This window comes from Shewanella sp. S1-49-MNA-CIBAN-0167, from assembly GCF_040310145.1.
GTDB lineage: Bacteria > Pseudomonadota > Gammaproteobacteria > Enterobacterales > Shewanellaceae > Shewanella > Shewanella psychromarinicola.
In genome coordinates this window covers 19,532-30,653 of the sequence record NZ_JBEOPO010000055.1, presented here as the reverse complement: position 1 = coordinate 30,653, position 11,122 = coordinate 19,532, and the positions used below count along the sequence as shown (strand labels likewise).

The 11,122-nt window shown below is 41.2% G+C and carries 9 protein-coding genes; 1 reads left to right on the top strand and 8 read right to left on the bottom strand.

All coding sequences use genetic code 11. From position 1 onward, the window contains the following. Nucleotides 1–236 precede the first annotated feature (236 nt). From tnpA to AAEZ00_RS19120, 8 genes are all read right to left on the bottom strand, one after another. Entirely contained in the window at nt 237–539 is a 303-nt protein-coding gene (gene tnpA, locus AAEZ00_RS19155) for an IS66 family insertion sequence element accessory protein TnpA (protein WP_351089505.1), read from the bottom strand. A 247-nt stretch (nt 540–786) separates the two neighbouring features. Further along, nucleotides 787–1,740, bottom strand: coding sequence for an alpha/beta hydrolase (locus AAEZ00_RS19150; protein ID WP_351089503.1), 954 nt, complete (start codon nt 1,738–1,740; stop codon nt 787–789). Nucleotides 1,741–1,926: 186 nt separating this feature from the next. Further along, entirely contained in the window at nt 1,927–4,065 is a 2,139-nt protein-coding gene (pta, locus tag AAEZ00_RS19145; RefSeq protein ID WP_351089502.1) for a phosphate acetyltransferase, read from the bottom strand. Nucleotides 4,066–4,125: 60 nt separating this feature from the next. After that, the gene (locus AAEZ00_RS19140) at nt 4,126–5,346 is read right to left on the bottom strand and encodes an acetate kinase (protein ID WP_351089501.1); all 1,221 of its coding nucleotides are present in this window, start codon (nt 5,344–5,346) and stop codon (nt 4,126–4,128) included. Nucleotides 5,347–5,447: 101 nt separating this feature from the next. Beyond that, nucleotides 5,448–6,650: an enoyl-ACP reductase FabV gene (gene fabV / locus AAEZ00_RS19135; protein ID WP_351089499.1), complete on the bottom strand. Its 1,203-nt coding sequence runs from the start codon at nt 6,648–6,650 to the stop codon at nt 5,448–5,450. Beyond that, a complete protein-coding gene (locus AAEZ00_RS19130) occupies nt 6,647–7,090 on the bottom strand; it encodes a MaoC family dehydratase (RefSeq protein ID WP_351089497.1) in 444 nt (147 codons plus the stop codon). The genes fabV and AAEZ00_RS19130 overlap by 4 nt, the downstream gene beginning before the upstream one ends. A gap of 121 nt (nt 7,091–7,211) precedes the next feature. Next, nucleotides 7,212–8,801 carry an acyl CoA:acetate/3-ketoacid CoA transferase gene (locus AAEZ00_RS19125; protein ID WP_351089495.1) on the bottom strand — a complete coding sequence of 530 codons (1,590 nt, stop codon included), beginning with the start codon at nt 8,799–8,801 and terminating at the stop codon, nt 7,212–7,214. 333 nt (nt 8,802–9,134) lie between these two features. Next, on the bottom strand, nt 9,135–10,043 hold the full coding sequence (locus tag AAEZ00_RS19120) for a LysR family transcriptional regulator (protein WP_351089493.1): 909 nt from the start codon (nt 10,041–10,043) through the stop codon (nt 9,135–9,137). Nucleotides 10,044–10,378: 335 nt separating this feature from the next. Between AAEZ00_RS19120 and AAEZ00_RS19115 the strand changes: the two genes are divergently transcribed. Then, on the top strand, nt 10,379–11,113 hold the full coding sequence (locus tag AAEZ00_RS19115; RefSeq protein WP_351089491.1) for a beta-ketoacyl-ACP reductase: 735 nt from the start codon (nt 10,379–10,381) through the stop codon (nt 11,111–11,113). Nucleotides 11,114–11,122: the final 9 nt, after the last annotated feature.

Here is an 11,122-nt window from a genome sequence, read left to right as displayed (position 1 = left end):
GCAATCCGCTTGGTGCATGCTGCTCGATTATTGCTTGCCATTGCTTAGGCGTTCTGTGGACATTTGCCATTTGTTTTTTCTGTGAGTGAATAATGGCATTATTTTAGAGGATTTTGGAGGGGATGGAATACGGCCTATAATGATCGCTTACAATGCGGCTAACCCATCAAATTGCTTGCGCATATCAACGGGATGAGCGTAAAGCCATACCGATAAGTTGGGCTCTTGCAGTAACATCAAGTATTCATCATGCGCAAAACTACGCCGTTAGGTAGTGATAATTCAATATCCCAAGGTGACGCTGCGACGTTCGGCTCTGGGCTGATACTGTGCCAATCGTCCTGAGCACTTTCGCTAATGATAGGTTTACTAGTGATTGAAGGAAGTGATGGCTGGTTTGTTAACCGTTTACGCCAAGCATAAAAGCTTGAGAGGGTAATTTGTTGTTGTTTACAGAAGGTAGCGACTTGCAATCCGCTTGGTGCATGCTGCTCGATTATTGCTTGCCATTGCTTAGGCGTTCTGTGGACATTTGCCATTTGTTTTATCTGTGAGTGAATAATGGCATTATTTGAGAGGATTTTGGAGGGGATGGAATACGGCCTATAATGATCGCTTACAATTAGACTCCGCATGGTGCAGTATAGCAAAATTATAGTTACTACGCAGCTCATTGACGGCACCAATAGCGGGAAAAGATTATGTATTTCGGCCTGTATATATCCATACTCTTTGTTCTGTACTACCTCAAGTTTATAGTCTTACAAGGTAATCTAGTGGTGTTTTTCAAGCTGTGGCTTCATTGTTCGATTCTAAAAATTCTGCAATTGAACGATAAACAAACTCACATTCACTTTTGACTAGATCTTCCATATTCATGAAAGTGTGGATCATGTCGGGAAAATGAATCAACTGAGTAGCAACACCCGTTTCGCGAACTTTTTGTATATAAAGGATCCCTTCGTCGCGTAAGGGACAGAATTCGGTGGTAAATACTAACGTTGCAGGTAGATTATTTGTAAATTCACCAAATAGTGGTGACGCTTTTTTACGGTCATCCCCTATATTAAAGTAGTTGTCGAAATACCAACAAATTTTATTTTTTTGTAGTAAGTAACCCTCAGAATTTTGTTCAATAGATTTACTCTGCATAGTGTAATCCAGACTAGGATAGATCATGATTTGCCCATCGATTGTAACTTGGCTATCGAATTGGGCCTTTGCACAAACACTTGCTACTAAAGCGCCACCTCCAGAATCTCCGACGACAGAAAGTTGTCGCAGATAGTTTACTTTACGTCTATCTAATGTAGACCAGATGTTTTTCACCACGGTATAGGCATCATTAAGTCCTTCAGGATAACGGAATTCGGGGGCTAGACGATAATCAACCGAGACAACTATATGCCCTGTTGCTTTGGCTAGCTTTCGACAGATGGGATCATAAACAGTTACACTGCCTGCCATATGCCCACCACCATGAAGGTAAACAATAACGGGTAAGACCTTATTGGGAATTGGATGGTAAATTCGTACCGGAACATTGTATTGTTCGTTTAATACCAGGTCGTCACCAATCCAAGCTATTTCTGGGATATCAGTTATTAAACCTCTCGTTAAATTAGCTAACCCTTCACGTGCATTTGTTGCTGTTGGCTTAAATCCTTCTTCGACTAATATAGCCATCTGTTTATTAAAATTATCGAGCCAAGGCTGTAGTTTGTCGCTTACTTTGCGCACTATTTTATTCCTCTGTTTGGATTATTGTGTTTTCGTAACTAGAATAATCAGAAAACAGTTCCGTTATTTGAAGTGTCTTTAATCATATCTAATATGCCCTAGTTTTATTTAATTAGTAATCAAGGTATTTGGAATACCTAATGAATTGGGTATTCCAAATACTAATATGACAATGCTTGTACAATATCAACTTTGTGATGCCTGAATTGCCGTTAGTGCTATGGTGTACACTATATCATCGACCAGAGCGCCCCGAGACAGGTCATTTACTGGTTTACGCATTCCTTGTAGCATAGATCCAATGCTAGTCAGCTCTGCGCTTTTTTGCACTGCTTTATAAGTAGTATTACCGGTATTAAGATCTGGAAAAATAAACACCGTTGCCTGACCTGCTACAGGGCTATGTGGCGCCTTAGATTGTGCCACATTCGGCACCACGGCTGCGTCATATTGAAGCGGACCATCTATAATTAGGTCCGGTCGCTTCTCCTTGGCAATGCGTGTCGCGTCACGCACTTTATCGACATCAGAGCCACTTCCAGAACTACCTGTCGAGTAACTGATCATCGCAACTCTGGGTTCAATACCAAATAAAATTGCTGATTCAGCGGATTGAATGGCGATATCAGCAAGTTGTTCAGCATTGGGGGCGGGGTTTATAGCACAGTCACCGTAGATCAGTACCTGATCCGGCATCAACATAAAGAAAATAGATGATACTAGACTGGCTCCCGGAGCTGTTTTGATTAATTGAAGTGGCGGTCGTATGGTATTCGCTGTAGTGTTAGCTGCACCGGAGACAATGCCATCGACTTGATTTTGCGCAACCATCATGGTGCCAAGAACCATATTATCTTTGAGTTGCTCACGCGCTACTACTTCGGTTAGACCTTTTTGACGCCGTAGTCCTAGCATAGGTTCAACATAATATTCGCGGACAGTCTCAGGCTCAATAATAGTAATCCCTTTCCCCAGCGTAATTCCTTGTTGTTTTGCGATACGTTCAATTTCTCCGATGTTACCGAGTAGAACGCATTTTGCTATTCCGCGTTCGGCACAGATACTTGCAGCTTCGATGATCCTAGGGTCATTTCCTTCGGGTAATACCACTGTTTTACTCGCTGCTTTAGCCATCTCAGTTAATTTATATCTAAATGCTGGAGGTGAAAGATAATGTTCACGTGGTGAGTTATCAGTCACGCTTTTAATCCAGTTTTGATCTATATTATCAGCGATATACTCCTGACACTCCTCGATACGAACCGAATCATCGACAGGTACTTCATAGTTAAAGCTTTGAATATTAAGAGAAGTCTGCCAAGTATTTGCAGTAGTCATAAAAACTGGAAGACCTGTTTCGAATGCTTGCTCACATAGAGCCATTACTTCGGGTTCAGGTTCATAATTGCCTGTAAGTAGTAGAGCACCAATATTAACTCCATTCATTGTTGCTAAACAGGCCGCGACAATAGCGTCGGATCGGTCCCCTGAGATTACTAGCAGTGAGTCGGTTTGAAGATGTGTGACCATATTAGGAATACTTCTTGCACAAAAAATGACATTGCGAAGACGACGGCTATTCATATCTCCAGCATTAATAATTTTAGCATTTAGATGTTTGACGAGATCTGATGCTCTTGGTGCTATTAGGTTTACATTAAAGGGGACAATTCCTAAAACTTGAAGCGGATAGTTAGTAAGAGATTTAAACATGTTCTTTGTATTTAGACGTTGCAGACGTCTATTGTTTAAGGCCTCTGACATATTAGGTTGGATGCGTCCTTCTTCATTAACTGGAGCCCCAACTTTATTAATAATTGTGCCAATAAGGCGTTTGTTTTTATTACCCCCCAAGGAGTTATGGGCTATCTCAAGACGATGCATTAAGGCTAGAGTAGTATCATTACTTGGTGTCGCAATGAATATGATATCTGCATCGAGAGATTTTGCGATAGCGTAATTTATATCACTAGAAAATGGATGGCTTCTTGTTTGTACAAGTCCCTCAATGATTAGAGTATCAGATTTCTCGATATGTTCAGTAACGCGGGCAATGATATGCTCCATTAGAATATCTGTTTTATTGGCACGGATCATGTTTTCAGCGTACTTTATAGAAAAGGGCTCAAGTGGATTTACGGTTGGCGATTTACTTAGAATGGTAGTGGATCGTTCTGGTCCATTATCGTGGTATCTTTGTTGAGCAATAGGTTTGAAGAAACGAATTTTTACCCCATGATGTTCAAATGCGCGAACTAAGCCTAAACTAACAGAAGTTAGGCCTACACTTGTTCCAATCGGGATGAGCATGATATTACGAGACATAAAAACCTCTTTGATTTCGTCACAGTTGTGCTAACTTTTTTGATAGGATAAAGATGTGTACTAATTAACCAGTGATATTGTATCTTGAGCGATAACCCACTCTTCATTTGTTGGAATAACTAAAGCAACTTGACCATTATCTTTAGTTATTTTGCCTTGACGACCAAAGCGAGTGGCTTGATTTCGGTCGTTATCGAGTTCAAATCGAAATACACCTAGTAAGTTAAGGATTTTTTCTCTCACTAGAGAGGAGTTTTCGCCAATTCCGCCAGTGAACACTAAGGCATCTAATCGATCTAATGGCACGGTATATGAAGCGATATATTTAGCGATATATTTAGCGATATATTTAGCGAGTCGATAGCAGAATATTTCTAGTGCTAAGATGGCTCCTTTATGTCCACTCTGGACTGCTTGTTCTATTGTTCGGCAATCATGACTCAACTCAGAGATCCCAAGTAAGCCACTTTGATTATTTAGTATTCGATTGACGTCCTCTAAGGTGTATCCGAGTCGATTGACCATATAGAAGATGATAGAAGCATCTAAATCGCCGCATCGAGTACCCATCACTAAGCCTTCTAACGGTGTCAGTCCCATTGAGGTATCAACGCTCTTACCACCTTTAATCGCCGTTATCGACGCACCATTTCCAAGGTGAGCGCTAATAATATTAGTGTCTAGGAGTGGTTTTCCAAGAAGCTTTGCAGCTTCACGACTGACAAACAGATGACTGGAACCATGCATTCCATATCGACGTATGTTATTTTTACGGTACAGCTTGTAGGGAATGGCATATATATAGGCCTTTTCTGGCATAGTTTGATGAAAAGCTGTGTCAAATACGGCGACCTGTGGAAGTAACGGAAATGAAGCTTGAGCCGAGCGAATTCCAGTTAGGTGTGCAGGATTATGTAATGGTGCTAGGCCTGCACAATTCTCAATATCTTGAATTACTGTTTCATCGATAAGAACTGATTGAGTAAATTTTTCTCCACCGTGAACAACTCTGTGTCCAATTGCCTGAATCTGCGCTACAAACTCTGGATAATCAGATAAGATAATGTTAACAATATACTCAATGGCTTCTCGATGCGCGGTAAATGGACCGAGATCTGCCTCATGCTTTTCTCCGTTTACTTTCCATTTTATACATGAGTTAAGTAGCCCAAAATATTCGGCAAGCCCAGAGAGCGTCTCACTGCCGGTTAGAGCATCGACTATTGCAAATTTTAGTGAAGAGCTACCACAATTTAGGACGAGTACGAGTTTTTTGGACATGATTAAACCTTGTGAATTTTTAGATAACACCTGCTCAATTGAGTAGGTGTTATCTATAGATATTGAAGTGTTTTAAGCTGGATAGTTAGAAGATAAAAATATTAAGGCTGAAGTTGACACAGAGAGTCTAAATCTATTCCAGCCTGATAGTCGACACCCGGTAGTTCGAAACCATTAAGTTGCATGAAATCTGTTTTATAACCTTGGTAGTCGCCTATTAATGAGAAGTTATCTGGTGAAATTTTAGCTATCAGTTCATCGACTTCATTTTGAACACTATCATCTAACTCCCAATCATCGATACGGATTAATCGCTGGTTATCGACCGGAATAGCTGTGTCTGGGCCGAAAACACGTTGAGTAAATAGCCTTTGCATCTGTTCAATACAGCCCTCATGCAGCCCCTTTCTTTTCATTACTTTATAAAGCGCAAGGATATAGGGTGAAAATGCTGGGATATAGACACTGGCCTTGGTTACTAGAGCCTTACAAACTGCAACATGTGCTGTTCCGCTAATCTTTGCCAGTTTGCAGTTGAGTGTGTCAGCCGTTTTATGGAGGTGCATCTTGGCTCTGCCGAGTGTTCCTTGGTGATAGATAGGATAGGTGCTTTTAGCCCCAATATATGAGTAGGCTAGTGTTTTACAGCCCGTATTCAGCACACCTGCCTCTGATAGGATCTCTATCCAGCTTGTCCAGTCATCCCCCCCCATTACTTTCTCGGTCGAATCGATTTCTTCCTCTGTCGCCGTAGCTACAGTCATCTGTTCCATAGTATCGGTTTCGATATTGATTGTTTGTCCCGTAAAGGGCTCGCCGATAGTCTTGATAGATGAGCGCCACAACTCTCCAGTTACCGGATTAGGTCTAACACCTGTGGCTAAGCTGTAGATAACAAGGTCGAGCTTGCCACCAAACTCAGACTTTATATAATTTATAACCTGCCCTCGAGTCTTTGATGAGAAAGCGTCGCCAACAAAATTCTTCGCAATTAATCCCTGTTTCTCTGCTTCTTCCCGGAAGAAAATATTGTTATACCAGCCAGCCGTTCCAATACCTTTATCGTTTGGACCACGTTCGAATGATACGCCTATGGTATCCGCAGATGCGCCGCCAAAGGCCAGTGAGATTCGAGACGCTAAGCCAAAACCAGATGATGCACCTAAGATGAGTACCTTCTTTGCTCCATTAACGATAGGTTCTTCAGTTTTCACATAATTGATTTGGTTAATAATAGCCTGTTTACAACCTGTTGGATGCGCATTACGTGCAACGACCCCTTTAACTATGGGTTTAATAATCATGATTTACTCCTAGATATAACATTAATCTGCCTTGGGGGCATTACAGTGGCTATGCCTTCGATAACTACTTTGTTGTGCTGGTTGATGCTGCGGGTCTTGAGTTTGACAATGTTCTTATTTGTGATTATCTCGGCGACTTCGACTTCTGCACGTATGGTATCCCCAATATAGACTGGTGCGATAAAACGCATCTCCTGACCGAGGTAGATGGTTCCTGGACCGGGTAACTGCATCCCCAGTACTGCCGAAGTAAGGCCAGAAACTAAAATCCCATGGGCAACTCTCTGGCCAAAGACACTTCTCTGGCCAGCTAACTCACTCACATGAACAGGATTTATATCCCCACTGATTCCGCAAAATAGCTGTATGTCGGATTCGCTTATTGTCTTTTCAAATGATGCATATTGGCCGATAACAAGCTGATTGATTGTATAACTCATTGTATTTATCCATTTAAAAGAGTAAGTCATTATGTTGATATTCCTTACTAATCAATGACTGAAATTGAAGTATCTAGTCCTTATAAATACTGTTAGTAAAGGTGGGCTATTGTCCCTAGTATTAAGCTGCATTGAATATACTTAAGTCGTCATCTTTAGAGCTAAGAACAAGCCCCATGGGTTGGTCAATAAAGATCCGCTTATCCATCATTTTTAGATTTGCTGATATTTTTGGACTGAACTCCATCTGATCCAATATGTCATGTTTGAGATTGACTCCTGGTGCTATCTCTATCAACTCAAGCCCCTCCACGGCCAATTTAAATACAGCGCGCTCGGTGATATACAGAACCAGTTTATTGTTCTTTCTGGCGATATCAGCTGAGAATGTTATCTGACTGACTTGATTAATCAGTTTTTTAATATGACCTTCATTGACGATTCGTAGCTCTCCGTCACCAGTTTCAATTTGTAGCTTTCCTGCAGTGAATGTGCCACAAAAAAAGACTTGCTTGGCATTCTGGGTTATATTAATAAAACCGCCGCAACCAGCAATTTTAGAACCAAATTTTGAGACGTTTAGATCTCCATTTTTGTCACATTCGGCTAGCCCTAAAAAAGCCTGATCAATTCCGCCACCATCATAAAAGTCAAACATTTGGTCTTGAGTTATCACTGCCTCGGGGAACGCTGAGGCTCCGAAACTGAGACCTCCAGCGGGAGTTCCGCCAATAGCACCAGGCTCAACAGTTGCAATAATCTGATCCGTGACTCCCTCTTCATCTGTGACACTGGCTATCACTTCGGGAGCCCCGATGCCGTAATTTAGAATAGCTCCTAGTTTTAGTTCCATCGCGGCGCGGCGGGCAATGATCTTTTTTGCATCTAATTGGCGTGGTTGTTGTTGACCTAGCGTTCTTTCCCCTCGTCCGCAGTAAGCGGGATTCATCTGCTCTGCAAAAGTTTGCATATGCGCTTCACCTTCTGCAATCACGACAGCATTAACAAAAATCCCTGGAATGCGGACTTGCTGGGGGTCCAACTCGCCTACTTTAACGACTTTTTTTACCTGAACTATTACTGTTCCACCCATATTGGTGACAAGCTGTGCGGCGGCAAGGTTTTCTAAAAATAGACATTCATCTTCCATGGTTATATTGCCATTCTCATCGGCTGTAGTGCCTCTAAGAAGTGCCACATTAGCATCTAGACGTTTATAGAATAGGTACTCGTTATCATCTATGGTCATCAGAGAAACCCGGTCTTTGATTGTGATAGCATTTATTTTTCCACCGCTTAGCCTAGGGTCAACAAACGTACCAAGACCTACATGTGAAAGAGTGCCAGGTTTTCCCGCCGCAGAATCTCTTAATAGTTGAGCAATTACGCCTTGTGGAAAGTTATAACCTTGTATTAGGTTTTCATTGGCTAGTTTCTGGAGTCGTGGAATAAGTCCCCAATGTCCTCCGAGAGCCATACTAACCATCCCAGTATGAGATAGGTGGTTTGTCGCCTTACCTTGCCCGTCACCTTGACCAGCAGTAAAGTAGAGTTCTAGATTTTTAGGATGACCAGTTGAAAGAAACTGCTCACCGACAGCTTGCTCTATTGCTTCAGGAACAACAGCACCGATGAAACCGCCTAAAATAACCTTATCTCCATCCTTGATAAGAGCTGCTGCTTGTTTGGCTGTGAGTACATTAACTTTCATAATAACTTCCTTCAGAACCGATTAATTCAAGAAACCAACAGTCCATAAATAGAGAGGGTTTGAGGTAATGACTAAAGTTTATAAGCTTGTTATTGATGAAGATATAGACGAAAATTGGAAATATAATTGCAAAAATGGGATAATTGAAGCGGAAATATATTATCTGAACCTAGGTAGTAAGGTATTAAGGTATTAATCTTATATAGCATTAGCAATCAAGACAAAGCTGATTGATAGTAAGGGTAAGACTATTTAGCCAAAGTAATTCATGTTCAAACATACCTGTCATGAACATGAGGCTAGTAAAATCCAAGTGTTAACTATTATCGAAGATTACTCTTCCTGGCTGATTTCTTTAACTCGTCTGAGTAAGAATTCCTTAAAGTTAACACATCTAGTTGGCATCTGTTTTCTTGGCCTGAAATAGAGGCTGAATTCAAACTGGCTATTACTATAGTCATCTAAGATAGGAACTAAGCGTCCATCTTCGAGTTCTTGTCTGATCAAGTTTAGCGGTAAATAGGCGATACCCGCACCAGCTAAAGCAACATTTTTTAAAAACTCACTGTCCTCGATCTCTACAGTCTGAGTAATATCGATTGCGGTAAATTCACCATCACGTTCAAATACCCACTTGTTTCCTCCTACTAACGTTGATGCATATAAACAGTTATGCCTCTTTAGATCTTCAGGAGTCTCAGGGCTTGAGAATTGTTCGATATAACTGGGAGAACAGCATACTTTGAGCGGGTACTTAAGCAGTGAGCGCTTAACTAGTAGGCTGTCCTTTTCCCGATAGCCATGATAGGTAGCATTGGCTCTAATAGAGAAGTCAACTTCATCAATATGATCAACTTCGTAGGCCGTTTCGAATATACGAAAGGACACGTAGGGATAATCTCTAAGGTACTCTCCTACAATTCGGCTGAGGAAATTTTTGGCAAAAAGCGGAGTGCTTGCAATACGAATAATGCCACTGTTGTCATGTCCCAAATTTTTTATCTCTACCAAAATATCATCAATTTCAGTATTCACATGACAAAAACGATCGAATAATCTCTCACCTGCCTGGGTTGGTACTACTTTCCGGGTTGAGCGCTTGAGTAAACTAACGCCCATATTATCCTCTAATTCAATAATCCAGCGGCTACCAGCTGAGGCTGAAATACCATATTGCTTGGCAGCATCGCTAAAAGAACCAGTTCGAACTACATGTAAAAAATAAACGATTTTATCGAGCATAGAAGTTCCATTATGGACAGAAGAAGGGAGTAGCCAAACGGGTGAGTATGACTGCTAAATATTATTGATGCTTAAGATTACTTTATATTACTAAGAACAGATGAAAACAAATGTTTGTAGCAAAAGTTAAATTTTCTTAGCCAGCATTATTCTATCCCGAGTTAATTATCTACACTAGAGGGTTATCCCTTAAATGCAATAGTGTTTTGACTCATTGGCACTAATCATTGAGTAAAACCAAGCTTAAAATAGTTTAGTTACAAATTAAAGCGAGTATCGCCATGATTCTTTGGTGCACCTTAGCTTTCCAACATAACTAAATAGGTGGTAGAACTATGATGAATAACAAAGTGTGTATTGTAACCGGCGGAGCGCAAGGGATTGGTCGTTGCATCGTTGAAACATTCGCGAAGCACGGGGCATTAAAAGTTTATGCTTGTGATATGAATATTGAAGCAATGACTAATTTGGAAGCGGAGTATGCCAATGTTAGTGCTAGGAAGCTTAATGTCTGCGACAGAGATGCTATCAAGGCCCTAGTAGCAGAACTGAAAAAGCTACATGGCAACATTGATGTACTGGTTAACAATGCCGGCATTACCCGCGATAACCTACTCAACAGAATGAGTGAGGAGGATTGGGATATGGTTGTAAATGTAAACCTTAAAGGGGTCTTTAATATGACCCAGGCTGTCTCTCCTGTGATGATTGAAAATGGTATAGGTTCAATTATTACCATGTCATCTGTAGTCGGTACTGACGGCAATGTTGGTCAGAGTAACTATGCTGCGACTAAAGGCGGTGTGATCACTATGACTAAGGGGTGGGCAAAAGAGTTTGCACGAAAAGGCGCTCAGGTTCGTGCAAATTGCGTCGCTCCTGGCTTTATTGAAACACCTATGACTATAGAATTACCAGAAAAAGTACTCGATTACATGACGGGGAAAACGCCTCTAGGACGTATGGGAAAACCTCAAGATATTGCTGATGGAGTCCTATTTCTAGCCAGCGATAACGCCAGTTTCATCACTGGACAAACATTAAAAATTGATGGCGGTTTAGTAATTTAGGGGACGGAA

Excerpts from the sequence above, each read along its gene's own strand:
- AAEZ00_RS19120 (WP_351089493.1), bottom strand. The coding sequence starts at position 10,043 with ATGCTCGATAAAATCGTTTATTTTTTACATGTAGTTCGAACTGGTTCT.
- AAEZ00_RS19130 (WP_351089497.1), bottom strand. The coding sequence starts at position 7,090 with ATGAGTTATACAATCAATCAGCTTGTTATCGGCCAATATGCATCATTT.
- tnpA (WP_351089505.1), bottom strand. The coding sequence starts at position 539 with ATGGCAAATGTCCACAGAACGCCTAAGCAATGGCAAGCAATAATCGAG.
- AAEZ00_RS19115 (WP_351089491.1), top strand. The coding sequence starts at position 10,379 with ATGATGAATAACAAAGTGTGTATTGTAACCGGCGGAGCGCAAGGGATT.
- fabV (WP_351089499.1), bottom strand. The coding sequence starts at position 6,650 with ATGATTATTAAACCCATAGTTAAAGGGGTCGTTGCACGTAATGCGCAT.
- pta (WP_351089502.1), bottom strand. The coding sequence starts at position 4,065 with ATGTCTCGTAATATCATGCTCATCCCGATTGGAACAAGTGTAGGCCTA.
- AAEZ00_RS19125 (WP_351089495.1), bottom strand. The coding sequence starts at position 8,801 with ATGAAAGTTAATGTACTCACAGCCAAACAAGCAGCAGCTCTTATCAAG.
- AAEZ00_RS19140 (WP_351089501.1), bottom strand. The coding sequence starts at position 5,346 with ATGTCCAAAAAACTCGTACTCGTCCTAAATTGTGGTAGCTCTTCACTA.